Raw genomic sequence first — 22,011 nt, 5'->3', positions numbered from 1 at the left:
ACAGGAGCGATGGACAGGACATGAGCGAAACCCGCGCGGAAGTCAGACTGCCGACACAGGACCTTGCCAAGGATCTGCCGTTCTACACCAAGACGTTGAACATGCGGCTGGACATGATCTATCCGGCCGATAATCCGGAGATCGCGGTGTTTTCAGGCCATGGCCTGCGTGTGAGGGTGGAAAAGGGTGCAAGCGAAGCTGCTGGCACGCTTCGCATCCTCACCGATAATCCGGATGACTTTGCAGGCGGCGAACGTCTGCTGGTTTCCCCGGGCGGTACGCGTGTCGAAATCGATGAACTTAATCCGCCGCTCGTCCTGCCGCAAACGGAGCATGCCTTCGTGGTGCGCCGCCTGGCCGACCAGGCCCCCTGGGTGATCGGACGGGCCGGCATGTCCTATCGCGATCTGGTGCCCACGCGGCTCGGCGGTGCGATGATCGCCTCGCACATCCGGGTGCCGGACGGGCCGGTGCCGGACATGGTTCATTTCCACAAGGTCGGTTTTCAGCTGATCTTCTGCGTTCACGGCTGGGTCGACGTTCTCTACGAAGACCAAGGTGGCATGCGACGTCTGAGGGCAGGTGACTGCTTCATCCAGCCGCCGGAAATCCGCCACCGCGTGATGCATGCAGCCGAAGGCATCGAAGTGGTCGAGATCGGCGTTCCCGCCGAGCACATTACCGAGATCGACCACGAGATGACCCTGCCCACACCCCATGAGCGGCCGGACCGCGAGTGGCAGGGCCAGAAATTCGTGCACAGCCTGGCGAAGGACGGCACCTTCAGCCCGTTCCGCATCCCGGGTTTTGAGGCGCGCGACACCACCATCTGTGACAATACGAAGGGCGTGGCATCTGTTATGGTGGCACGTCCGGCCGGGGAGGCCTCTCCCTGGACACGCCATGACTGCGATATTCTATTCAACTTTGTGCTGGCAGGCGAAATGACCCTGGAGGGTGAAGGCAAAGATCCTTACCGCCTGTCTGCCGGAGACGCCTTCGTAATCCCGCCGCATATGGCGACGCGATACACGGATGCAACTGCCAACCTGGAGCTGCTGGAAGTCAGTTTGCCGGGCCGGTTCGAAACGGAAGTCCTGCGCGACTAAAAAAGACAAAGCCTGTCGAGGAGGAAAGAACAGGCTGTGCAGGGTTTGATAGTCAAGCAATGAGGGGATGACAGCATGAAAAAGTTGACGACAATTGTGGCCGCGGCAGCATTGCTCGGCTCGGGAACTGCCGCACTGGCGGACGATACCAAAATCGGCATCCTGATGGACATCACGGGTCCGATCGCCAATTTCATTCCGCCGCTTCAGAACGCGGCCGATCTCGCCGTCAAGCAGGTGAACGAGCAGGGCGGTCTGCTGGGCGGCACTGCCGTTGCGGTTTATGGCGACACCACCGGCACGGCCCAGGGTGCGGTCGACGCCGCCCAGAAACTCGTGAACGTTGAAAACGTGCCGATCATCATGGGCTCGCTCATGTCCGGCACCACGATTGCAGCGGCTGAAGCGGCGATAATTCCGGCGGGCGTGCCGCAGATCTCGCCGACCGCAACGTCACCGGCCATGACCTTCCTGGAAGATGACGGCCTGGTGTTCCGCATCGTGCCCTCCGACAACTATCAGGGTGAAATCCTTGCCAAGATGGTCATGGACGAAGGCATCAAGAAAGTCGCACTGACCTACGTCAACAACGACTATGGCGTCGGCATTGGCGAAACCTTCATCGACGCCTACACTGAAGCCGGTGGCGAGATCGTCGCCGAGGCGAAGCACGAGGAAAAGAAAGATTCCTACCGCTCGGAACTGGCTAGTCTTGCCAAGGGCGATGCCGAAGCCCTGGTCGTGATCGCCTACGCAGGTGATAGCGGTGGCAAGATCGTTCGTCAGGCCATTGAAGGCGGCCTCTTCACCAAGTTCATCGGCACGGATGGTCTTCGCGACGAACTGCTGATCCAGAACGTTGGCGCCGATGCTCTGAAGACCTCGTTCTTCTCTTCCCCGACGTCTCCGGCCGAAAACCCGGCTCAGAAAGCGCTGCATGATGCCTTCAATGCCGCGTACGGCGAAGGTGCGGACAAGGCCTTTGTCGACCAGACCTATGACGCAACCTTCCTGGCTCTGCTGGCGATTGAAAAGGCTGGCTCTACCGACCGCGCCAAGATCGCAGAAGCCCTGAAGGATGTTGCCATGGCTCCGGGTGAGAAAGTCGGCCCGGGCGAATGGGCGAAGGCGATTGCGCTCATCAAGGAAGGCAAGGACATCGACTATGAAGGCGCCAGCGGCTCCGCTGAGTTCGATGAAAATGGCGATGTCGGCGGTTATATCGGCAAGTTCGTTGTCGACGGCGACGGCTACAAGCAAGTCGAAATTGTTGAATAAGCCGATCAGGCAATAGCGTGATTGAGCTGGAAAAAATCTGCGTCGATTTTGGCGGTTTGCGGGCTATTGACCATGCAAGCTTCAAGATCGGCGCAGGCCGCATCACCGGCCTGATCGGGCCCAACGGTGCGGGAAAAACAACCGCCTTCAACGTCATCGCAGGCGCGATCCGGCCAAGCGCCGGCCGGGTGCTTCTGGACGGGAAGGACATCACTGCGCTCAAACCCCATCAACGGGCCAAGGCAGGTCTCGCACGCACCTTTCAGATACCGCATGAATTCGGGCATCTCTCCGTCCTGGAAAACCTGATGGCTTCCGCCTCGGCACCAGAGGGCGAGAATGTCTTTAACGTGATTTTCCGTCGAGGGCATTATCAGGCCGAGGAGCAGGCGATCTATGAGACTGCGCGCGACACCGTGCGCCTGCTTGAGCTGGACCATGTCATTGACGAAAAGGCCGGCAATCTTTCCGGTGGTCAGAAGAAGCTGGTCGAACTCGGCCGCGCCTTGATGCGCAACCCCAAGATCATCCTGCTGGACGAGATCGGGGCCGGCATCAACCGCACGCTTTTGTCGAAACTGGCAGACAAGATCCTGATGCTGAACCGGGAGCGGGGGCTGACCTTCTGTCTGATCGAGCATGATCTCGATTACGTCTCCAAGCTGTGCGACCACGTGCGGGTGATGGCGCAGGGCTCACTCCTGACCGAAGGCTCGGTTGATGAGGTTCGCAACGACGAACGCGTGATCGAAGCTTATTTCGGCGGCGGAAAATATGAGGCGCAGCTATGACCGAACGACTTTCCGTCACGGGCGTCAGCGCCGGTTACGGCGGCCCGCCGATCATCGAGGACGTGTCGCTGACCGTTGAGCCTGGCGAGATCGCGGTCATTCTCGGGCCGAACGGCGCCGGCAAGTCGACCCTGCTGAAAACCATTTTTGCACTGACCACCGTTTCCGCCGGATCGATCAAACTCGGCGAGAAGGAGCTTTCAGGCTGCAAGACCTCTGCTCTTGTTCCGCTCGGTGTTTCAGCAGTGCCTCAGACGAAAAACGTCTTTGCGACCATGTCCGTAGACGAAAACCTTGATGTCGGGACCTATGCGGCTCCACCAAAGGATAAAGCGGCAACACGCGAACGCGTGCTCACCTTGTTTCCGGACCTTAGGGACAAGTTGAAACAGCCTGCGGGCGAGCTTTCCGGCGGGCAGCGGCAGATGGTCGCCATGGGGCGCGCCTTGATGAGCGACCCGAAACTGGTGCTTCTGGACGAACCGACAGCCGGGCTGTCGCCTGCCTATCTGGAGCGGATCTTCGACCTGCTCATCGACATCCGCGAAACCGGGATCACGATATTGATGGTGGAACAGAATGCCCGCCAGGCACTGCAGATTGCCGACCACGGCCATATCCTGGTGAATGGCCAGAACTATGCCAGCGGAACCGGCAAGGAACTGCTCGCGGATGAAGACGTCCGGCGCCTCTTCCTCGGGGGAGCAGCCGCATGATCGAGTTCGTGAACTTCTATCTTTTTCCGGCGCTGGCCATCGGCAGCATCTATGCGCTCGGCGCTGTCGGCATCTCCATGATCTTCGGCATCCTGCGCTTTGCCCATTTCGCCCACGGTGATCTGATGACCCTGGGCACCTACGGTGTGCTGGCCATGGCCGCCATCGTGCCGGTCAATCCGCTTCTGCTGATCCCCTTCGGCATGGCGCTCACCATTGTCTCGGCGCTGCTGGTCGACCGTTATTTCTACAAGCCTTTGCGCGAACTGCCGACCATCTACACGGTGATCTCGTCCTTCGGCATCGCGCTGGTCTTCCGCTCGGTCGTTCAGTTGGTCTGGGGTTCTCAAAACCAGGTGTTTTCGACAGGCGTTAAACCGCCACTGGTCTTGTTCGATACGTTCCGTATTTCCGTCCTGCATCTGCAGGCGGTGATCTCAACGGCGATCATTGCCGTGCTTCTGCACTACTTCCTGACCGTGACCCGAACCGGCCGGTCCATGCGGGCGGTTGCCGACGATCCGGAATTGGCCGAAGTTTCCGGCCTTGATACGGCCAAGGTCATTCGCTGGACCTGGATCATCGGTGCGGCGCTTGCGGCCATTGCCGGAACCTTTGCCGCGCTCAACACCAGTGCGCACCCGAATCTCGGCTGGAACCTCTTGATGCCGATGTTCGCCGCCGCCATTCTGGGCGGGATCGGCAAGCCGATGGGTGCCATGGCAGGCGGTTTCATCATCGGTCTGGCCGAGGAACTGTCCTCCTATCATTGGATTGGCGACGATGCGCTCATTTCGCCTTCCTACAAGACGGCGGTCGCTTTTGTCCTGATGATCGGCCTGCTCATCTTCCGGCCGCAGGGCCTCTTCAAGGGGAGGTTGCTCTGATGGAACTCACCGGTCTCTTTTTCTATGCGGTCAGCCTTCTGATCCTGGGCGGGATCTACGCAATCCTCTGCCTAGCGTTGAACGTGCAATGGGGCATGGGCGGTCTCTTCAATGCCGGCATCGCCGGGTTTTATGGCGTCGGCGCTTATACCTCGGCAATCCTGACAACCCCTGCCTCGTCCAAACACCTTGGGGGCTTCGGCCTGCCTGTGCCGCTTGGCCTGGTCGGGGCAGCCATTCTCGCCGGGCTTGCCGGCTGGGCGGTTGCCAGGATCTGCGTGCGCCTCAAAAGCGACTATCTGGCGATGGCCTCCATCGGGATCGCCGAGATCCTGCGGCTCGTCATCGTCAACGAGAGCTGGCTCACCAACGGCAGCCTGGGCCTGTCCCGCATTCCAAGACCTCTGGCGGATCTCACCACCGGACGCATGGGCGACATCGTGTTTCTCGGCTTTGTCTGGTTCGTGGTGCTGCTGGTCTATCTGGCGGCCTCGCGGTTGCACGACAGCCCGTGGGGCCGCAGCCTGCGCGCGATCCGTGACAACGAGGCTTCGGCGGCAGCTGCCGGAAAGAATGTCGAGAAAATCAGGATCCAGACCTTCGTCATCGGCTGCGCCATCATGGGGATCGCGGGCGCTCTGTCAGCGCATTATTTCCGCTTCCTGTCGCCGACGGCCACCGATCCGCTGCTGGTGACCTTCCTGGTCTGGGTGATGCTGATGGCCGGTGGCTCCGGCAACAACAAGGGAGCCATTCTCGGCGCCCTGACCATCTGGACGCTGTGGTCGGTGACGGAGATCTTCACCAACCGCCTGCCGCCGGAATGGGCGACCCGCAGTTCGTTCATCCGCATGCTGTTGGTGGGCCTGCTTCTTCAGGTGGTGCTGCAACGTTTCCGGTCCGGGCTGCTTCCGGAAAAATCGCCACCGGTCAAATTCCGGCAGGAATAGAAGTTTGGCGCGTCAGGTCAGGCGAGCGGTGGAAACACCGCCGTCTTCTTGACGGTGCCATAAACGAAACTGGTATCGATCGACGCTATGCCGCCGATCGGATGGATGCGGTTGCGGATGAAAGTCTCATAGGCTTCAAGATCCGACACCACCACACGAAGCTGATAATCCATCGCGCCGGTCAGGACGTGGCATTCCAGAACCTCCTCGATGGTCTGCATCCGGCTTTCAAACCGGCGCACGTCCTCTTCGTTGTGCCGCTCCAGCCGGATGCGGACGAAGACCGTGATCGGCAGTCCGTATGCGGCAGCATCCACATCCACCGAAAACCCCTTGATCGCCCCGGAGGCTTCCAGATTTCGAAGCCGACGCAGGCAGGGTGAGGGCGACAGATTGACCGCCTCCGCCAGGTCCTGATTGGTCATGCGGCCGTCCCGCTGCAGAGCGCGGATGATCTGGCGGTCTTTCTTGTCCATTTTGCTTTCGATTGGCAGATTCTGCTAATTTAAGAATTAGCACTGATAGATTTTGAAATCTATCACCCTCAAGAATGGATCATATTGCTCTGGTTGAATTTTGGGAGACAGCCATGAGTGCCTACAAGGGTTTTGCCAGCCGCGCGATCCACCTCGCTTACAATCCGCATGAAAACGAGGGGGCTCTGACACCGCCGTTGCATCTGACGTCGACTTTCGTATTCGAGACGGCAGAGGCCGGGGGCGAGATGTTTGCCGGCGAGCGGGCAGGGCACATCTACAGCCGCATTTCCAATCCGACGCTGGATCTGCTGGAGCGCCGCATCGCGGATATGGAAGGAGCGGAGGCTGGTCTCGCCCTGTCGTCCGGCATGGGCGCGATCACATCGACCCTTTGGACGCTCGTGGCACCTGGGGACGAGATCATCGTCGATGAAACCCTTTACGGCTGCACCTTTGCCTATATGCGCCATGGTCTGACCAAGTTCGGCATCAAGATCACCCATGTGGACCTGACCGACCCGGAAAACCTGCGCCGTGTCATTTCCGACAAGACCCGCGTCGTCTATTTCGAGACCCCGGCCAACCCGAACATGCGTCTTGTCGACATCAGCCACGTTTCGGAAATTTCCCATGAAGTCGGAGCAACGGTGCTTGTCGACAACACCTATGCCACACCCTATCTGACACGCCCGATCGAACTCGGCGCCGACCTCGTTCTGCATTCGGCCACCAAGTATCTGGGTGGTCATGGCGATGTCGTTGCCGGTCTCGTTGCCGGGCGGGCCGAACAGATCCAGGAAATCCGCCTTGTCGGCATGAAGGATATGACCGGCGCCGTGATGGCCCCGTTCAACGCCATGCTGATCCTGCGCGGCCTGAAGACACTTGCCCTGCGCATGGACCGGCACTGTGCTTCTGCCCAGAAAGTTGCCGAATGGCTGGAAGCGCACCCCGCGGTGTCAAAGGTCTATTTCCCGGGTCTTGAAAGCTACGAGCAGCACGAGTTGGCAAACAGGCAAATGAGCCAGCCGGGCGGCATGATCGCCTTCGAACTGAAGGGCGGTCTGGAAGCCGGTATTTCCATGATGAATGGCCTGAAGATGATCCAGCGGGCCGTGTCCCTGGGCGATGCCGAAACGCTGATCCAGCATCCGGCCTCCATGACCCATTCCACCTACACCCCGGAAGAACGCGCCGTGCATGGCATCAGCGACGGCCTCGTGCGCCTGTCCGTTGGGCTGGAAGATCTCGGCGACATTCTTGAAGATATGGAGCAGGCCATGCCGCAGGTTCCTGCGGCCGTTGCTGCCTGAGGGCGGCGCGAGCCGCAGGCTACATCCATCCACTCTTCAGTCTCTCCTATCGTCCCCTCAACCTCATCCTGAGGAAGCGCGAAGCGCTGTCTCGAAGGATGGGCGGCATACTCAGAGCAAGCGGCCCATCCTTCGAGACGGGCCGTTGGCCTTCCTCAGAATGAGGGAGTCGGGGATGCGAAGGAATGGCGAAGGAGAGGGAGTGAGGGGGACGTGAGCTGAGGGTGTGAGCGAGCGACAGGGCCGGCAACAGCCCAAATCACGGCGTCCGCGCCACGCCGGATTTCACGCGCCGCAGCGGTATGGAGCTTTCGATATTGGCAACGCCCGGCACCTTGGTCAGTTTCCCGGTGAGGAAGGTTTCGAAGGCTGCGAGCCCGGTGGTAGCCACGCGCATGAGGTAGTCCCGGTTGCCGGTCATCAGCCAGCAGTCGACGACTTCCGGAAACGCCTGAATGGCAGCTTCGAACTGGTCGAGCGTGACATCGATCTGCTTGTCGAGCTCGACGGACACGAAAACCGAAACCTCGTAGCCGAGCTTCACCTCGTCGATCAGAGCGCAATATCCGGTCACGATGCCGCGGTCTTCCAGGTGCCGCAAGCGGCGGGCGGTCGGAGTCGCGCTCAGGCCGATACGCTCGGAAAGATCCTGGATCGATACTCTGCCGTTCTGGCGCAGCTCACGCAGGATCTGGATATCAAATGTGTCGAGTGTGTCGGAAATCGCCAAGAAAGGATCCATTGTTGGTGAAAGTCGCCAAGACTTATCCCAAAAGATTAGGAAATAGCAAGAAAACGGTTCTTGCCCGAAGCTAGAGTAACGTCGAGTACGCATTGAACGGGAACGCCACCATGAGCACCGAGCACCTGAAGACCATCGAACAGCGCCTGTTGTGGCTGTCACACTGGATGATCCACCACGCCAACCACATCCGTCCGAAAGTGGATGGCATCAAGATCGGTGGGCATCAGGCAAGTTCGGCTTCCATGGTTTCCATCATGACGGCGCTCTATTTCTCGGTGCTGCGGCCGGAAGACCGGGTGGCGGTCAAGCCGCATGCCTCACCGATCTTTCATGCGATCCAGTATCTGATGGGCAATCAGACGCGTGAAAAGATGGAAAACTTCCGGGGTTACGGCGGCGTCCAGTCCTATCCTTCGCGCACCAAGGATATCGATGATGTCGATTTCTCCACCGGCTCGGTCGGCCTTGGAGTGGCAATAACTTCCTTCGCCTCGCTGGTGCAGGACTATATCGCCGCAAAGAGCTGGTCCGGCGACAAGCCGCTTGGCCGCATGATCGCTCTGGTCGGCGATGCTGAACTGGACGAAGGCAATGTCTATGAAGCCCTGCAGGAGGGCTGGAAGAACGACCTCAGGAACTGCTGGTGGATCATCGACTATAACCGTCAGTCGCTCGACGGCATTGTTCGCGAAGGCCTGTTCGACCGTGTCGAGAAGATCTTCGATGCCTTCGGCTGGCAGGTGGTCCGGATCAAATACGGTGCCTTGCAGCGTGCTGCCTTTGCCGAACCCGGCGGCGACAAGCTGCGCCAGTGGATCGACGAGTGTTCCAACCAGGAATATTCCGCGCTCACCTTCATGGGCGGTGCCGTCTGGCGCAAACGCCTGATGGATGATCTGGGCGATCAGGGCGATGTTACCGCCTTGATAGACCGCCGCTCCGACGACGAACTGGCGGATCTCATGGAAAATCTCGGCGGTAACTGTACCGAGACCATGGCCGAAGCCTTTGCCGCCATCGATCATGACAAGCCGACCTGCTTCCTTGCCTATACCATCAAGGGGTGGGGCACGCCGATTGCCGGCCACAAGGACAATCACGGCGGCCTGATGAACAAGGCGCAGATGGCCGAGTGGCAGAAGCATATGGGTGTTGCCGAAGGCGAGGAATGGGAACCGTTTGCGACTGTTCAGGACGTTGGCGCGCTGAAAGCGTTTCTGGATCAGGTGCCGTTCTTTGCCAACGGCAGGCGCCGCTTCTCCGACGACAAGATCACCGTACCTGCCATCGAGATCGCCTCGGACCGGGATATTTCCACCCAGATGGCCTTCGGCAAGGTGCTGGACGATCTCTCCAAAGGCGACAGCAAGTTGGCGGAGCGCATCGTCACCACCTCTCCCGATGTCACCGGCACCACCAACCTCGGGCCCTGGGTCAACCGTCGCAAGCTCTTTGCGCGCAAGGCGATGGCCGACGCCTTTATCGAGCACCGGATCCCGTCGACCGCCAAGTGGGAATTCACGCCGGAAGGCCAGCATATCGAACTTGGCATCGCCGAGATGAACCTGTTCCTGCTGCTGGGGGCTGCCGGTCTTTCCCATTCTCTTTTCGGCGAACGGCTGATCCCCATCGGCACTGTCTATGATCCCTTCGTCTGTCGCGGCCTCGATGCCCTCAACTATGCCTGTTATCAGGATGCCCGCTTCATGATTGTCGGCACGCCGTCAGGCGTCACCCTGTCGCCGGAAGGCGGTGCCCACCAGTCCATCGGCACGCCGCTGATCGGCATGAGCCAGGACGGACTGGCCGCTTTCGAACCGGCCTTTGCCGACGAACTGGCCGTGATCATGGAATGGGCCTTCGACTACCTGCAGCGGGACGGCGAGGGAGATCCGGATGAGCGCACCTGGCTGCGCGACGAGACTGGCGGCTCCGTCTATCTGCGCCTGTCGACCAACCCGATCGAACAACCTGTCAAACGGGCGGACGATGCCTTCCGCCAGGGCGCTATCGATGGTGCCTACTGGCTGCGCAAGCCGGGACCCAATTGTGAAGTGGTGATCGCCTATCAGGGCGTCGTTGCGCCTGAAGCCATCAAGGCGGCTGGAGAACTTGCCGGCAACCGGCGCGATGTCGGCGTTCTGGCCGTCACTTCTGCAGACCGCCTCAATGCGGGCTGGACAGCAGCGCAAAGGGCACGGTCTCGCGGCAATGCGGCGGCCAGATCTCATATCGAGCTGCTTCTGGGCGATCTGCCAGCTCATTGCAAACTGATCACCGTGACCGACGGTCACCCGGCAACGCTCGCCTGGCTCGGTGGTGTCGCCGGTCACCAGACCATCCCGCTCGGTGTCGAACATTTCGGCCAGACCGGCACGATCGGCGATCTCTACCGGCACTTCGGCATCGACGCAGCCTCGATCATCGAGAAGGTGAATGGACTGACGCCAGGGCGACGGGTTTAGAGCGCTTGGTCTCTCACCCGCAGTTGCATGAGACCGACCGCCAGCGCCACACTTTGATATCATCCCGGTCGACCGAAGGGAGGCCCTGCGCTCACTCATTTCCAGAGGGCGGAATGACAGTCACTTTCGAAATGACGCGGGCTTCAGCAAGCTGCATTGAGAGTAGGCCCCGGATCTGCGCTACGCCTGTCCGGGGTGAATCCGTAGCAAGGTGTCCAAAGTCATTCAGCGGACAGGCCGGGTGGCCGTCGCTGCAGCACCGGGACGGATTGTACCAGATTCAACGACACTCAGCCTCATCCTGAGGAAGCGCGCAAGCGCTGTCTCGAAGGATGGGCCGCTTGCTCCGAATAGCCGGCTTATCCTTTGAGAGAGGCCTATCGACCTTCCTCAGTATGAGCGTGAGAATTAATCCGCCCTCTTGAGATAAACCCGCTCCGCATTCCCGCCGAGAACAGCCTGCCGTTCTGCTTCATCAAGGTCCCTCAGCAACGCATCGGTGATCCCGATCCAGTCCTCATAGGAGCAGGCGAGGGTGCAGACCGGCCAGTCGCTGCCCCAGATCAGGCGGTCCTGGCCGAAGGTGTCCAGCAGGTGCGCCACATAGGGGCGCAAGGTTTCCGTGGTCCAGTTGCTGCCTGCTTCCGTGACCAAACCGGAAAGCTTGCAGTAGGCTGTCGTGTCCCGCGCAATGGTGGCCATATCCTCTGCCCATCCGGTCATACGGCCATCCGCGATATACGGTTTGGAACCATGGTCGATGACGATGCGCATGCCGGGATGGCGCTCCGCGATTTTCAGGAGGTTCGCCAGATGCTGTGGCAGGGTGAGCGCATCGAACACGAGGTTCTGCTCGATCAGCGCCTCATATGCCGGCACGAGGTCCGGGCGCAACATCCAGTCCGGATCTTCAATATCCTGGATCATCGGCCTCAGCCCGACCAGCTTCGGGTTGCCCGCCAGTTCGGCGATCTGGTCCGACGCTTCCGCAGCCTCGAAATCGACCCAGCCGACCACGCCCTTGATGAAGCTATTCTCATCGGCCAGGTCCAGCATGTAGCGGGTTTCCGCAACCGTTGGCGCCGCCTGGACAAGGATTGTTCCTTCAATCCCGAACTGCTGCAGATACGGTGTGAGGTCGCCGGGGCCGAAATCGCGATAGATCGGTTCGAGCTCGGGCGTCAGCCAACCATAGTCTCCGCGCTCAAGGGCCCAGAAATGCTGATGTGCATCGAGTCTCATGGTTCGATAATGCCCTTGGTCAGGATGATGTTGCCATAAAGGCGGCTTTCCCCTGTCTGGACCACGGCAAAGGCATTGCTGGCGGCTTCATAGAAGGCGTGACGTTCCAGGGTCTGGATCTGCGCAGGTTTGTCGGCGGTTTCATTGATGATGGTCTGAAACTCCGCGACGATCCCCGGCACCGCATCGGGATCGCCAACCACCTGCATCGTTCTGGCGGGCGCCGGAACGAATGTGTCGAGCGGCATTACTGACAGGATCGCCTTCAGCGTATCGGTTGCGGAAATGCCGTCGAGGCGAACACAATCGGGGCCGGAGCTTTCAGCCGGAAAATTGGCGTCGACAATGGCGATCTCGTCGCCATGGCCCATGGCTCTGAGGGCATAAAGCAGCGAAGGGCTCAGGATAGGGGGAAGGTTACGCAACATGGTTGGTCTCGCTCGGCAAGGGGGCATCGGGACGGATCAGTTTGGCGGACCTGAGATCCGACCAGAGCGCTGCTGGAATATCGGTCTGTAGAAGCGCAATGTTCGCCTCCACCTCGGCGGCGTTCACTGCTCCGGGGATGACGGTTTTCACGCTCGGATGCCCAAGAACGAATTGCAGGGCGGCTGCGATCAGCGGCACGGAATGGCTGCGGCAGACATCCTCGATCTTGCGCACGCGCTCCAGGATATCCTCCGGCGCATCGGCATAGTTGTACTTGGCACCGGGAACGGCTCCGGTTGCCAGAATTCCGGAATTATAAGGCCCGCCCAGAATGATGCCGACATCGCGCTGTTCGCAAAGAGGCAGGAAGCTCTCAAGGGCGTCCTGTTCGAGAAGCGTGTAGCGCCCGGCCAGCAGGAAGCAGTCGAAATCGGCAAGGCCCAGCAGCTTCTGGCAAACCTGCCACTCGTTTACACCGGCGCCAATGGCGGCAATTTCGCCTGCCTCTTTCAACTCGGTCAGGGCCTTGTAGCCACCAAGATCGAAGAGTTCGCGCACGCGGGCATCGCTTGCTTCCTGGGATCCTTGCGAAAAGGCGCAGACGTCATGCACGAAAAGTATGTCTGCGTTTGCGACCTCAAGACGCTGTCGGCTTGCCTCGTAGCTGCGCATGACGCCGTCGTAGCTGTAGTCGAAGACGATCCGCTTTTGCGGCACGTCGACAAAGGCTTCCGGCGTCACTTCATGCGGCTCGCAGTCCAGCAGAAGACGGCCGATCTTGGTCGAAAGCTGGATGTTCTCACGGCCGAAGCGTTTGATGGCAGTGCCGAAGCGCATTTCCGAACGGCCGAGGCCATATTGCGGCGCCGTGTCGAAATAGCGAATGCCGTTGTCGTAGGCCGCCTGTAACGCAGCCTGAGCATCGTCTTCAGAGACCTTGCGATAAAGATTGCCGAGTGGAGCGCCGCCGAAACCCATCTCTGTCAGGTCGATGGGTCTTGCGGTTCTGCCGTTCAGCCGCTGCGTTTTCAAAGCGGTCATGTGTTTCCTTTGGACATTTCCCCGGGGTCGGATTGATTTCGCGCCGCATGACCTGCGGTCTTGTGTCGGGCCGAAGGGCCAGGTGTCAGTCGAACAGATCTGGTCTGGTTTCGGCGAGCGGTTCCAGACGGCTTACAAGTTCACTCAGGTGCTTTTTCATGGCTTGTCGGGCCCGTTCCGGATCGCGATCGCGGATCGCCTCGATGATGACCCTGTGTTCGTCGTAGGCCTCAAAGGCACGGCCACGCATGGGTAGCAGCAATTGCCGCGCCCGGTTTACCTGCACCCAGCCGGTGGTGGCAAGCGTGTTGAGTTTCGGATACCCGGTGAACGAGAAGATGAGCTCGTGCATATGCTCGTCCTCCCGATAAAACCCGGCTTCATCGTGGTCTTCCAGGCAAAGGGCCTGAAGGCGCATGTTGCGGTTCAGCTCAAGAAGCTGTTCCTCGGTGCGCTCGGCGGCGACTTTTGATACCGCCGCCAATTCAATGGCTTCCCGCAGAAACGCGCCTTCACGAATTTCGGACATCGAGAACTTGGTGACGCGCGAACCTGACTGGGGAATGACTTCCACCAGACCTTCGCCGGCCAACCGGGTGATGGCTTCCGTCACAGGGGAGCGGGACACGCCGAGCTGATCGCAGATGACCTGTTTCTTGAGCGGAGTTCCTGGAGGCAGGTCCATGGCGAGGATGGCGGTGCGCAGGGCCTCGTAGACACGCTGAGCCAGCGAACCGGACAGTTTGCCGATGTCGGGCAGGGTGATTTCGGGAAAGTCTTGTTCGCTGTTCAGGGACATTGTCAACTCGATTGGAATGCTAACATGTTAGTTGACACAGTTGCCCTGTCAAGCTAATCGTGAAGAAAGACCGGCCAGATCAGCACGCCTTCTCGGGTGTCCTGAGCGAAGTGAAAAGTCGATATTCGTCAGAAGGTTACGTGAGCCCAAGTCATCTACCGAGGGCAGGGCGGACCGACCAAGCCGGCCGTAGCGGGGAGACAGACGTGTTGCAGCCACATGCCAATTCAATCCTTCTGAATGCCGATGACAACGTGGTCATCGCCCTTCAGGACATTGCGGCCGGCGCCAGCGTTTCCCATGTCGAAGGGCCCATCCCCGGACAGATCCTGCGCGGGCACAAGATTGCCTGCAAACTGATCCCGGCTGGCGAAAACGTCATCCGTTACGGTCAGATCATCGGCCAGGCGAAAGCTGACATCCGGCCGGGAGAGCATGTGCATGTTCATAACCTAGGCATGGGCGAGCACAGCCAGGACTATCAGCACGCCGAAGCCTCCGTTCCCCTGGATGCGGCAACTGAAGAGCGCACCTTTCTCGGCTACCGCCGTCAGACGGGGCGCGCCGGCACGCGCAACTACATCGGAATATTGACCTCGGTGAACTGCTCCGGTTCCGTTGCGAAGTTCATCGCCGAAGCTGCAGAAAAGTCCGGTTTGCTGGAAGAGTTTCCGAATGTAGATGGGATTGTTCCCATCGTTCACGGCACCGGCTGCGGCATGTCCGGCAAGGACGAAGGCTACGCGACCTTGTTCCGGACCCTTTCCGGTTATGCCCAGCATCCGAATTTCGCAGCCATCCTGCTGATCGGTCTCGGTTGCGAAGTCATGCAGATTGCCGACCTTGTTGGTGACAGGAAAATCCGCCCGGATGGTGATCTGCGCTATATGACCATTCAGCAGACGGGTGGCACGCGCAAGACCATCGAGGCAGGGCTGAAGGAGCTGCGGGCACTCGCCGAACTTGCCAACAAGGCCGAGCGCATACCGGTGCCGATCTCCGAAATCACCGTCGGCATGCAATGCGGCGGTTCGGACGGATATTCCGGCATTACGGCCAATCCGGCCCTCGGGATCGCATCCGATCTTCTGGTCCGTCACGGCGGCACCACCATCCTGTCCGAGACGTCCGAGATCTACGGCGCAGAACACCTTCTCACGCGACGGGCCGTGTCCGTCGATGTCGGCAAGAAGCTGATCGAGCGTGTGCGCTGGTGGGAAGACTACACCGCACGCAACGGCGGCGAGATGGACAACAATCCGTCCCCCGGCAACAAGCGCGGCGGCTTGACGACTATTCTGGAAAAGTCGCTCGGGGCTGCTGCCAAGGGCGGCTCTGCGCCGCTGGTGGACGTCTACAAGTTTGCCGAACCGATCGACAAGAAGGGCTTTGTCTTCATGGACAGCCCCGGCTTCGATCCGTGCTCGGTGACCGGTCAGATCGCCTCGGGTGCCAATATCATTGTCTTCACGACAGGGCGCGGTTCCGTCTCGGGTTACATGCCGACCCCTTGCATCAAGCTGGCCACCAACAGCGAGATGTATGGCCGTATGTCGGAAGACATGGACATCAATTGCGGTGACATCATCTCCGACAACGTCAGCCTGGAAGCCAAGGGTGAGGAGATCTTCGAAATGATCATTGCCGTTGCCTCGGGAAGACAATCCAAGAGTGAGGAACTCGGCTTCGGCGGTGTTGAATTCGTGCCGTGGCAGATCGGTGCGGTGATGTAGTCGCATCGAGCTTGATGTGAAGAAAATACCTAGGCCTTCGGGAGGATTTCAGTGCGCTTGAAAGATAAAACAATTTTGGTAACAGCGGCGGGACAAGGCATCGGCCGTGCAAGCGCGATTGCCTGCGCAAACGAAGGCGCGAAGGTTTTTGCTGCGGACGTCAACGAGGAAACGCTGTCGACGCTCCCCGCGGAGTGCCCCGGTATCGAGATCCACAAGCTGGACGTTCGCGACCGCGTAGCCATTGATGCCCTGGCCGCCGAACTGCCAGCGCTTGACGGCCTCTTTAACTGCGCGGGCTTTGTTCATAACGGCACGGTTCTCGATATCAGCGAAGACGACTGGGCCTTCAGCTTCGAGCTGAACGTCACCTCTATGTATCGCATGACGCAGGCCTTCCTGCCGGGTATGCGCGACCGCGCCAAGGCCACCGGAACCGCTTCGATCCTGAACATGGCGTCAATGGCATCGTCCATAAAGGGCTTTCCGATGCGCACGGCCTATGGTGCTACCAAGGCGGCCGTGATTGGCCTGACCAAGGGTGTTGCGGCGGACTTCGTGAAGGAAGGCATCCGCTGCAACGCGCTGTGCCCTGGCACCGTCGACACCCCGTCCTTGCGCGGACGCATCGCCTCTGCACCCGATCCCGTGGAAGCGGAGAAAAACTTCATTGCCCGGCAACCCATGGGCCGTCTGGCAACTGTCGACGACATGACGCCGATGGTCGTCTACCTGCTGTCCGACGAAAGCAGGTTCGTTTCCGGTCAGGCACTTCTGGTCGATGGAGGTGTCACCATCTGACGGTGCCCCCTTTGTCGCGGTTTGGGAGGATCGCGCCATGACAAATCTGGTGAGGATGACGGGGATCGAAAAGCGCTTCCCCGGCGTGCATGCCCTCAAGAATGTCAGCTTCGACCTGAACAGCGGTGAAGTGCACGCACTTATGGGAGAAAACGGCGCCGGCAAGTCGACGCTGATGAAGATCCTGTCCGGCATCTACCCGAAGGACGGCGGCGAGCTGCTGGTCAACGGCCAGGCGGTGGAGATCGACGGCCCAAGAGCCGCGCAGGCGCTCGGCATCGGCATCATTCACCAGGAACTCAGCCTGATGAACGACCTTACGGTTGCCCAGAACATCTTCATCGGCAGGGAACCGCGCAAGCGTTTCGGCCGACTGGATGAGGCGGCGCTCAATGCAGGGGCGCTTGAGATCTTCAAGTCCATGAACCTGAAGATGAACCCGAAGACGATTGTCGGCGAACTGACCATTGCCCGCCAGCAGATGGTGGAGATCGCCAAGGCGCTGTCCTACCGCTCCTGCGTTCTCATCATGGACGAGCCGACTGCCGCGCTGAATGATGCGGAAATCGCCGAACTCTTCACCATCATCCGCGGCCTGAAGGCCGATGGTGTCGGCATCATCTATATCAGCCACAAGATGGACGAACTGAAGCAGATCGCCGACCGGGTGACGGTCATGCGCGATGGTGCCTATGTCGGAACAGTCGATGCGGCGGAAGCGCCCGTTTCCAAGATTATTTCCATGATGGTGGGCCGGGAGTTGACCAGCGAAGCCATCGTCATTCCTGATCTGTCCAATGCGGAGACCGTGCTGGATGTGCGCGGGCTCAACCGGGGGCGCGAAATTCGAGATGTCAGCTTCTCCGTCAAGAAGGGCGAAATCCTGGGTTTCGCCGGGCTGATGGGCGCAGGGCGGACGGAAGTGGCGCGTGCCATTTTCGGCGCAGACCCGCGCGACAGCGGCGAAATCCGGGTTCACGGCACACCCCGCTCGATATCGAAACCTTCCGACGCGGTGCGGGCAGGGATCGGGTATCTCTCCGAGGACCGCAAGCATTTTGGCCTCGCCACCGGTATGGATGTCCGCACCAACGTGGCGCTGGCCAGTCTGGATCGTTTTTCCAGCCGGTTCGGTGTCCTGCGTGAAGACGCCATGCGCCAGACCGCGCAGGACTATATCGCCAAGCTGGAAATCCGCACGCCGTCCGACAGGCAGGAAGTCCGGCTGCTCTCAGGCGGCAACCAGCAGAAGGTCGTCATCGCAAAATGGCTTTACCGGGACTGCGACATCCTGATCTTCGATGAGCCTACCCGTGGCATCGACGTCGGCGCCAAGTCGGAAATCTACAAACTGCTCAAAGCATTGGCGAACGAGGGCAGGGCGATCATCGTCATATCCTCGGAATTGCCTGAAATCATGCGGCTCAGCCATCGCATCGCCGTCATGTGTGAAGGGCGGCTGACCGGCATCCTGCCGGGAGGTGAAAGCACCACCCAGGAAGACATCATGCATCTTGCGACGCTTCGGGCGCCATCCATGCAGCCAGAAGGATACCAGCAATGACCGCCGTCAATCCGTCCTCCTCGCCGTCGCTCGTTGCACGTCTGATCGAGACCGGGGCGCACCAGAAATTGCTGGCCTTCGCCAGTCTGGTTCTATTGCTGATCGGTTTCTCGATCGCTTCGCCCAACTTCATGCAGACCTCCAACATGATCGCCATCCTTCAGGCGACATCCGTCAATGGCGTGCTGGCGGTTGCGGCAACCCTGGTGATCATCACGGGCGGGATCGATCTGTCCGTCGGAACCTTGATGACATTCTGCGCGGTCATCGCAGGCGTCGTTCTGACAAATCTCGGCATGCCGTTGCCGCTTGGCGTGATTGCCGCCGTTGCAACGGGGGCTCTTTGCGGCCTGTGTTCGGGCACCTTCATTGCCAAGATGAAAATTCCGCCCTTTATCGCCACCCTCGGCATGATGCTGATCCTGAAAGGTTTGTCGCTGGTGATTTCCGGAACCCGGCCGATATACTTCAACGACACGCCGGGCTTCGACCTGATTTCCCGCGGTTCGCTGATCGGTGACATTTTTCCGGCGCTGCCGATCCCGAACGGGGTTCTGATCCTGTTCCTGGTGGCCGGGGCCGCATCCTACATTCTCGGCCGCACGGTTCTTGGCCGTTACACCTTCGCGCTGGGCTCCAACGAAGAGGCGGTCCGCCTGTCCGGCGTCAACACCGATTTCTGGAAGATGTCGGTCTACGCCCTGGCTGGCTCCATCTGCGGCATCGCCGGCATTCTGATCGCATCGCGCCTCAACTCTGCCCAGCCGGCGCTCGGCCTGGGGTATGAGCTGGAAGCCATCGCGGCTGTGGTGATCGGTGGCACATCGCTGTCCGGCGGCCGCGGCACGGTTCTGGGCACCTTGATCGGAGCGCTGATCATGGCTGTCCTGACCAACGGTTTGCGCGTCCTGTCCGTCGCCCAGGAGTGGCAGACGGTGGTGACCGGCGCAATCATCATCCTGGCCGTTTACGCGGACATGGTGCGCAGGCGCAAAGCCTGAGTGAAACCACAAGAGGGCGGCAATGCCCCGACTATCGGACCTTCCGTCCGTTTCTACCAAAGGAGAGGAATATGCTGAACAGACGTACTCTTATCGGAGCCGCAAGCGCAGCCGCTCTGATGCTTTCGGGGAACTTCGCCTTCGCCCAGGAGACCTACATTCCGCTGATCTCCAAGGGCTTCCAGCACCAGTTCTGGCAGGCCGTGAAGGCCGGTGCCGATCAGGCCGCCTCGGAAATGGGCGTCACGATCACCTTCGAAGGTCCGGACAATGAGACCATGGTCGACCGCCAGATCGACATGCTGGCCGCTGCCCTTGCCAAGAACCCGACGGCTATCGGCTTTGCGGCCCTCGACAGCCAGGCGGCCATTCCGCTGCTGAAACAGGCTCAGGAAAAGGGCATCCCTGTCATCGCTTTTGACAGTGGGGTGGACAGTGACATTCCGGTGTCGACCGCATCCACCGACAACATTGCGGCCGCCGCTCTGGCCGCCGACAAGATGGCCGATCTGATCGGCGGAGCCGGCAAGGTCGCCGTCGTGGCACATGACCAGACCAGCCGGACCGGCATCGACCGCGTGGACGGTTTCGTCAACCAGATGAAGGAGAAGCACCCGGATATCGAGGTGGTGACCGTTCAATATGGTGGCGGCGATCATCTGAAGTCGACCGAACTCACCAAGGCCATCCTGACGGCCAACCCGGACCTGAAGGGCATCTTCGGTGCCAATGAAGGCTCGGCCCTGGGTGTCGTCAACGGTGTCTCCGAAATGGGGAACACCGACGTCGTCATCATCGGCTATGACAGCGGCAAGGCCCAGAAAGATGCCATCCGCAACGGCGTCATGGCGGGTGCTATCACCCAGAACCCGGTCGGTATCGGCTATGAGACCGTGAAAGCGGCGCTTGAAGCCTCTCAGGGCAAGGAAGTTCCGGCCCACATCGATACCGGCTTCTACTATTACGACAAGTCCAACATTGACGATCCGAAGATCGCTGCAGTCTTGTACGACTGATCGGTTTTGTCGTAACCAAACCCATCGAGCCCGGTTGCAACTGCGGCCGGGCTCCAACCATACAAGGACGATCCTTTATGAAATTGCTGAGATATGGCGCACCGGGACAGGAAAAACCCGGTGTTCTCGATGCCGACAACCGTGTTCGTGACCTGTCTTCCGTCGTCGCGGATATTTCCGGCGATGTTCTTCTGCCTGAGAGCATTCAGCGCCTTCAGGGGCTTGATGTCGCTTCGCTGCCGCTGGTCGAGGGAACTCCCCAGAAGGATCTGCGCGTCGGTCCTTGTGTCGGCAAGATTGGCAAGTTCATCTGCATCGGCCTCAACTACGCCGACCACGCTGCCGAATCCGGCATGGACGTTCCGCCGGAACCGGTGGTCTTCAACAAGTGGACTTCGGCCGTCGTCGGTCCTGATGACGACGTGAAGATCCCGCGCGGATCACAGAAGACCGACTGGGAAGTCGAGCTCGGCGTCGTGATCGGCAAGGGCGGTGCCTATATCGAGGAAGGCGATGCGATGAGCCATGTCGCCGGCTTCTGTGTCGTCAACGACGTGTCCGAACGCGAATTCCAGATTGAACGCTCAGGCACCTGGGACAAGGGCAAGGGCTGCGATACCTTCGGCCCAATCGGCCCCTGGCTGGTTACACCGGATGAAGTCGGCAACTTCGACGATCTGGGCATGTGGCTGGAAGTTGACGGCAAGCGCTACCAGAACGGCTCTACCAAGACCATGGTCTACCGCGTGCCGTTCCTGATTTCCTATCTCAGCCGCTTCATGAGCCTGCAGCCGGGAGACGTCATCTCCACCGGCACGCCTCCGGGCGTCGGTATGGGCCAGAAGCCGCCGGTCTACCTGAAGGGCGGCGAAGTCATGACGCTGGGCATCGACAAGCTGGGCAGCCAGACCCAGAAAGTTACCAAGGCCTGATCCCTCAGGCTTTGGACGTAAATCTATGGCCGGACGCGGCAACGCGTTCGGCCTTTCGCGTGTTGAAGGAAGGCCGAGGTCAAAAGGGCCTGAAGCCATGCAGGTGGCAGCCGGCTATTGTCCGGAAAGCCGGGACAACAGCACGGCAACGCTTTTGACCTGAAACTTCTTCAGGAGTCTCGCCCGCACGTCCTCGACGGTTCTGGGAGAAAGATCCAGGACACGCCCCATTTCCTTGCTGGTCTGGCCCTGGGACAGGAGCAGCAGAACATCGCGCTCACGCGGTGTCAGTTTCGGCCCCGCGGCCGCATTGTCGATCAGGGCGAAACTCAGGACGATCCGGGCCAGCGGCGTTTCCGGCGTCAGGGTGCGGGCGCGGAACCGGCACCAGATCGGCGTCCCGTCGGAGCGCCGCATCAGCCGTTCGTCCGTATAAGGCAGGGACCGGCGCAGGGGCTCAAGGCCGATGTCCCGGATCTGGTGGAACTCTTGGTCGGTGCCGTAGAGCAGCCGGAAACTCTGGCCGATCAACTGATCCTTCTTGAAGCCGAACATCTCCACGAATGTCTGGTTGCAGGCGCGGATGATACGGTTCTCGGTCAGCGCAAGGCCCATGGGGGCATTTTCAAAAGCGAGTTGGTCGAGGTCTTCCATGGTTCACCGTGTTCCTACGGTATTGGCACCGTAGTTTGACGGTAGCATAGTTCTCGCCTGATTTTC

At 60.0% G+C, this 22,011-nt stretch carries 21 protein-coding genes; 14 read left to right on the top strand and 7 right to left on the bottom strand.

Annotation, left to right across the window (positions count from 1 at the left end; genetic code table 11):
- Positions 1-20: 20 nt before the first annotated feature.
- From V1T76_RS26635 to V1T76_RS26610, 6 genes are all read left to right on the top strand, one after another.
- Positions 21-1,109 (top strand): cupin domain-containing protein, encoded by a 1,089-nt coding sequence (locus tag V1T76_RS26635; RefSeq protein WP_330563708.1) that lies wholly within the window; start codon positions 21-23, stop codon positions 1,107-1,109.
- 75 nt (positions 1,110-1,184) lie between these two features.
- Complete coding sequence (locus V1T76_RS26630; protein WP_330563707.1) at positions 1,185-2,387, top strand: ABC transporter substrate-binding protein; 1,203 nt, start codon at positions 1,185-1,187, stop codon at positions 2,385-2,387.
- 17 nt (positions 2,388-2,404) lie between these two features.
- Positions 2,405-3,178 (top strand): ABC transporter ATP-binding protein, encoded by a 774-nt coding sequence (locus V1T76_RS26625; RefSeq protein WP_330563706.1) that lies wholly within the window; start codon positions 2,405-2,407, stop codon positions 3,176-3,178.
- Positions 3,175-3,894: an ABC transporter ATP-binding protein gene (locus tag V1T76_RS26620; RefSeq protein ID WP_330563705.1), complete on the top strand. Its 720-nt coding sequence runs from the start codon at positions 3,175-3,177 to the stop codon at positions 3,892-3,894. The genes V1T76_RS26625 and V1T76_RS26620 overlap by 4 nt, the downstream gene beginning before the upstream one ends.
- Positions 3,891-4,781, top strand: a complete 891-nt coding sequence (locus tag V1T76_RS26615) for a branched-chain amino acid ABC transporter permease (RefSeq protein WP_330563704.1) — start codon at positions 3,891-3,893, stop codon at positions 4,779-4,781. The genes V1T76_RS26620 and V1T76_RS26615 overlap by 4 nt, the downstream gene beginning before the upstream one ends.
- Entirely contained in the window at positions 4,781-5,731 is a 951-nt protein-coding gene (locus tag V1T76_RS26610) for a branched-chain amino acid ABC transporter permease (RefSeq protein WP_330563703.1), read from the top strand. The genes V1T76_RS26615 and V1T76_RS26610 overlap by 1 nt, the downstream gene beginning before the upstream one ends.
- 17 nt (positions 5,732-5,748) lie before the next feature.
- On the opposite strand, the gene V1T76_RS26605 is transcribed toward V1T76_RS26610, so the two are convergent.
- Complete coding sequence (locus V1T76_RS26605) at positions 5,749-6,207, bottom strand: Lrp/AsnC family transcriptional regulator (protein ID WP_055659083.1); 459 nt, start codon at positions 6,205-6,207, stop codon at positions 5,749-5,751.
- 113 nt (positions 6,208-6,320) lie between these two features.
- Here V1T76_RS26605 and V1T76_RS26600 point away from each other — a divergent pair, with 113 nt between their 5' ends.
- Positions 6,321-7,523: a methionine gamma-lyase gene (locus tag V1T76_RS26600; protein ID WP_330563702.1), complete on the top strand. Its 1,203-nt coding sequence runs from the start codon at positions 6,321-6,323 to the stop codon at positions 7,521-7,523.
- 259 nt (positions 7,524-7,782) lie between these two features.
- Here the strand turns inward: V1T76_RS26600 and V1T76_RS26595 are convergent, their stop codons facing one another.
- Complete coding sequence (locus V1T76_RS26595; RefSeq protein ID WP_330563701.1) at positions 7,783-8,253, bottom strand: Lrp/AsnC family transcriptional regulator; 471 nt, start codon at positions 8,251-8,253, stop codon at positions 7,783-7,785.
- Between the two features lie 122 nt (positions 8,254-8,375).
- Between V1T76_RS26595 and V1T76_RS26590 the strand changes: the two genes are divergently transcribed.
- The gene (locus tag V1T76_RS26590) at positions 8,376-10,733 is read left to right on the top strand and encodes a transketolase-like TK C-terminal-containing protein (RefSeq protein ID WP_330563700.1); all 2,358 of its coding nucleotides are present in this window, start codon (positions 8,376-8,378) and stop codon (positions 10,731-10,733) included.
- A 408-nt stretch (positions 10,734-11,141) separates the two neighbouring features.
- Here V1T76_RS26590 and V1T76_RS26585 read toward each other — a convergent pair whose 3' ends face one another.
- The 4 genes from V1T76_RS26585 to V1T76_RS26570 form a co-directional block, all read right to left on the bottom strand.
- Positions 11,142-11,975 (bottom strand): amidohydrolase family protein, encoded by an 834-nt coding sequence (locus V1T76_RS26585; RefSeq protein WP_330563699.1) that lies wholly within the window; start codon positions 11,973-11,975, stop codon positions 11,142-11,144.
- A complete protein-coding gene (locus V1T76_RS26580; RefSeq protein ID WP_330563698.1) occupies positions 11,972-12,403 on the bottom strand; it encodes an RbsD/FucU family protein in 432 nt (143 codons plus the stop codon). Before V1T76_RS26580 ends, V1T76_RS26585 begins: the two co-directional genes overlap by 4 nt.
- Positions 12,393-13,445 (bottom strand): aldo/keto reductase, encoded by a 1,053-nt coding sequence (locus tag V1T76_RS26575; RefSeq protein WP_330563697.1) that lies wholly within the window; start codon positions 13,443-13,445, stop codon positions 12,393-12,395. The genes V1T76_RS26580 and V1T76_RS26575 overlap by 11 nt, the downstream gene beginning before the upstream one ends.
- Before the next feature lie 85 nt (positions 13,446-13,530).
- Positions 13,531-14,244 carry a GntR family transcriptional regulator gene (locus V1T76_RS26570; protein WP_330563696.1) on the bottom strand — a complete coding sequence of 238 codons (714 nt, stop codon included), beginning with the start codon at positions 14,242-14,244 and terminating at the stop codon, positions 13,531-13,533.
- 206 nt (positions 14,245-14,450) lie between these two features.
- Between V1T76_RS26570 and V1T76_RS26565 the strand changes: the two genes are divergently transcribed.
- From V1T76_RS26565 to V1T76_RS26540, 6 genes are all read left to right on the top strand, one after another.
- Entirely contained in the window at positions 14,451-15,977 is a 1,527-nt protein-coding gene (locus tag V1T76_RS26565) for a UxaA family hydrolase (RefSeq protein WP_330563695.1), read from the top strand.
- A 45-nt stretch (positions 15,978-16,022) separates the two neighbouring features.
- Complete coding sequence (locus V1T76_RS26560) at positions 16,023-16,778, top strand: SDR family oxidoreductase (RefSeq protein ID WP_330563840.1); 756 nt, start codon at positions 16,023-16,025, stop codon at positions 16,776-16,778.
- Positions 16,779-16,815: 37 nt separating this feature from the next.
- Positions 16,816-18,342, top strand: a complete 1,527-nt coding sequence (locus tag V1T76_RS26555; protein WP_330563694.1) for a sugar ABC transporter ATP-binding protein — start codon at positions 16,816-16,818, stop codon at positions 18,340-18,342.
- Positions 18,339-19,343 (top strand): ABC transporter permease, encoded by a 1,005-nt coding sequence (locus tag V1T76_RS26550; RefSeq protein ID WP_330563693.1) that lies wholly within the window; start codon positions 18,339-18,341, stop codon positions 19,341-19,343. The genes V1T76_RS26555 and V1T76_RS26550 overlap by 4 nt, the downstream gene beginning before the upstream one ends.
- 71 nt (positions 19,344-19,414) lie before the next feature.
- Positions 19,415-20,359 carry an ABC transporter substrate-binding protein gene (locus V1T76_RS26545; RefSeq protein WP_330563692.1) on the top strand — a complete coding sequence of 315 codons (945 nt, stop codon included), beginning with the start codon at positions 19,415-19,417 and terminating at the stop codon, positions 20,357-20,359.
- Between the two features lie 77 nt (positions 20,360-20,436).
- Complete coding sequence (locus V1T76_RS26540) at positions 20,437-21,291, top strand: fumarylacetoacetate hydrolase family protein (protein ID WP_330563691.1); 855 nt, start codon at positions 20,437-20,439, stop codon at positions 21,289-21,291.
- 114 nt (positions 21,292-21,405) lie between these two features.
- On the opposite strand, the gene V1T76_RS26535 is transcribed toward V1T76_RS26540, so the two are convergent.
- Positions 21,406-21,945 carry a PAS and helix-turn-helix domain-containing protein gene (locus V1T76_RS26535; RefSeq protein ID WP_330563690.1) on the bottom strand — a complete coding sequence of 180 codons (540 nt, stop codon included), beginning with the start codon at positions 21,943-21,945 and terminating at the stop codon, positions 21,406-21,408.
- Positions 21,946-22,011 lie beyond the last annotated feature (66 nt).

The sequence above is a fragment of the Roseibium sp. FZY0029 genome, assembly GCF_036350355.1.
Taxonomy (GTDB): Bacteria; Pseudomonadota; Alphaproteobacteria; order Rhizobiales; family Stappiaceae; genus Roseibium.
This window is presented reverse-complemented; position numbering and strand designations above follow the sequence as displayed.

Coding starts and splice junctions, on each gene's coding strand:
- V1T76_RS26635 (WP_330563708.1), top strand. CDS start 21: ATGAGCGAAACCCGCGCGGAAGTCAGACTGCCGACACAGGACCTTGCC.
- V1T76_RS26630 (WP_330563707.1), top strand. CDS start 1,185: ATGAAAAAGTTGACGACAATTGTGGCCGCGGCAGCATTGCTCGGCTCG.
- V1T76_RS26620 (WP_330563705.1), top strand. CDS start 3,175: ATGACCGAACGACTTTCCGTCACGGGCGTCAGCGCCGGTTACGGCGGC.
- V1T76_RS26615 (WP_330563704.1), top strand. CDS start 3,891: ATGATCGAGTTCGTGAACTTCTATCTTTTTCCGGCGCTGGCCATCGGC.
- V1T76_RS26610 (WP_330563703.1), top strand. CDS start 4,781: ATGGAACTCACCGGTCTCTTTTTCTATGCGGTCAGCCTTCTGATCCTG.
- V1T76_RS26605 (WP_055659083.1), bottom strand. CDS start 6,207: ATGGACAAGAAAGACCGCCAGATCATCCGCGCTCTGCAGCGGGACGGC.
- V1T76_RS26600 (WP_330563702.1), top strand. CDS start 6,321: ATGAGTGCCTACAAGGGTTTTGCCAGCCGCGCGATCCACCTCGCTTAC.
- V1T76_RS26590 (WP_330563700.1), top strand. CDS start 8,376: ATGAGCACCGAGCACCTGAAGACCATCGAACAGCGCCTGTTGTGGCTG.
- V1T76_RS26585 (WP_330563699.1), bottom strand. CDS start 11,975: ATGAGACTCGATGCACATCAGCATTTCTGGGCCCTTGAGCGCGGAGAC.
- V1T76_RS26580 (WP_330563698.1), bottom strand. CDS start 12,403: ATGTTGCGTAACCTTCCCCCTATCCTGAGCCCTTCGCTGCTTTATGCC.
- V1T76_RS26575 (WP_330563697.1), bottom strand. CDS start 13,445: ATGACCGCTTTGAAAACGCAGCGGCTGAACGGCAGAACCGCAAGACCC.
- V1T76_RS26570 (WP_330563696.1), bottom strand. CDS start 14,244: ATGTCCCTGAACAGCGAACAAGACTTTCCCGAAATCACCCTGCCCGAC.
- V1T76_RS26555 (WP_330563694.1), top strand. CDS start 16,816: ATGACAAATCTGGTGAGGATGACGGGGATCGAAAAGCGCTTCCCCGGC.
- V1T76_RS26550 (WP_330563693.1), top strand. CDS start 18,339: ATGACCGCCGTCAATCCGTCCTCCTCGCCGTCGCTCGTTGCACGTCTG.
- V1T76_RS26545 (WP_330563692.1), top strand. CDS start 19,415: ATGCTGAACAGACGTACTCTTATCGGAGCCGCAAGCGCAGCCGCTCTG.
- V1T76_RS26540 (WP_330563691.1), top strand. CDS start 20,437: ATGAAATTGCTGAGATATGGCGCACCGGGACAGGAAAAACCCGGTGTT.
- V1T76_RS26535 (WP_330563690.1), bottom strand. CDS start 21,945: ATGGAAGACCTCGACCAACTCGCTTTTGAAAATGCCCCCATGGGCCTT.